The sequence below is a fragment of the Streptomyces sp. NPDC055815 genome (assembly GCF_053616475.1).
Genome location: NZ_JBSHDU010000188.1, coordinates 1 through 1,309 on the forward strand (window position 1 = coordinate 1; position 1,309 = coordinate 1,309).

The window sequence follows — 1,309 nt, forward strand, 5'->3', positions numbered from 1 at the left end:
CCCACCGCCCCCCCCCCGCGGCCCCGCACCCGGGGGGGGCCCCCCCCGCCCCCCCCCCCACAACCCCGCGCACCCCCTGTTGGGCCCCCCGACCGGAGGGACCCCCCCGCTCTGGCCCCGCCTTACGAGGGCGCGGCGGGCACCTGGGGGACCGTCAGGGTCGGCGGCCGCGACCCGTCACCACAGCGGCAGATCCTCCCCGCCCACCACCGGCCGGGCCGGACGCGGCGGAGTAGCCGGCGGAGCATCCCGCGGCTGCGGCCGCCGGGGTTGCGCACGTGCAGATCCCGGCGCGGGCGGCACGATCGGCTCCTCCGGTCGGCCGAGCACCGCGCGCTCCGCCGCCAGCACCGCCGCCCGCGTCCGGGCCTGCTCCCGCCTGTGCTCCGCCGCCCGCGTCCGGCACCCACCCGTCCGGCAGTACAGCCGCGGCCGCCCCACCACCGGATGCGGCCCCGGAATCGGCAGCCCACACCACCCACACCACCGCGCCCGCTCCGCCCTGCTCGCATCACTGTTCTGCACGTGCACATCATCCGGCTCCGCACCACACCTCTGGCACTTTCGACCGCCACACCTAGGCATCAGGACCCAACGGGTCCTCGCCCAGCTCCTCCCGCATCTCCGCTTGGGCGTCGGCCCACATGTCCCCCGCACCCGAGCAGTCCGAGCACAGGCAGTCGCCCGGACACCTCACCGGCACCCACAGCACGCCGTACTCCTGCGTCGGCTCGGCCCCACCCGCAACGTCATCGCTCGTACTCATGCCGGGATCAACGAGCGCCAGGAGCACGAGCCACGACACACACCTAGGCATTCTCAATTCGACGGGGCTTGCGCAGACTGACACAGTCGTGTCATAGTGAAGCGGTCGGCACAAGCTGACACAACCGCAAGGGAGATCATCATGGGCCTGTTCGGTGGCAAGAAGAACGACGACTCCTCCTCCTCCGAGGGGGTCAACTTCCAGGACCGGATGTACATGGGCTCGGCCGCCGTGTACGCCGCGATCGAGCGCGGCGAGATCCAGGGCGAGCAGGCCGTCCGGGACGCGCTGGAGCAGGCGCGGTACGACGCCAGCTGACGCCCCCTCGGCGGGGCACCGGCCGGTGCCCCGCCCCAACCACCGCCAGGAGGCCCCCATGCGCGAGTTCCTGTACATCCTCACCATGCAGTCCCACGACGGCCGCCAGGCGACCTGGAGCGGCGTCATCACCCCCGCTGAGGGCGCGACCCGCGAGCGGGTCTGGCTCGACCTCCGGGCCACGATCGCGCAGGCGCAGCCGACGCAGGAACAGCGGGAGGCGGT

2 protein-coding genes are annotated in these 1,309 nt (G+C 73.6%); one reads left to right on the top strand and one right to left on the bottom strand.

The window, feature by feature from the left end; translation table 11 throughout:
• Positions 1-577: 577 nt before the first annotated feature.
• A complete protein-coding gene (locus tag ACWGN5_RS41895) occupies positions 578-766 on the bottom strand; it encodes a hypothetical protein (RefSeq protein ID WP_376189705.1) in 189 nt (62 codons plus the stop codon).
• 141 nt (positions 767-907) lie between these two features.
• Here ACWGN5_RS41895 and ACWGN5_RS41900 point away from each other — a divergent pair, with 141 nt between their 5' ends.
• Positions 908-1,084 (top strand): hypothetical protein, encoded by a 177-nt coding sequence (locus ACWGN5_RS41900; RefSeq protein WP_157028735.1) that lies wholly within the window; start codon positions 908-910, stop codon positions 1,082-1,084.
• Positions 1,085-1,309 lie beyond the last annotated feature (225 nt).

Coding starts and splice junctions, on each gene's coding strand:
- ACWGN5_RS41900 (WP_157028735.1), top strand. CDS start 908: ATGGGCCTGTTCGGTGGCAAGAAGAACGACGACTCCTCCTCCTCCGAG.
- ACWGN5_RS41895 (WP_376189705.1), bottom strand. CDS start 766: ATGAGTACGAGCGATGACGTTGCGGGTGGGGCCGAGCCGACGCAGGAG.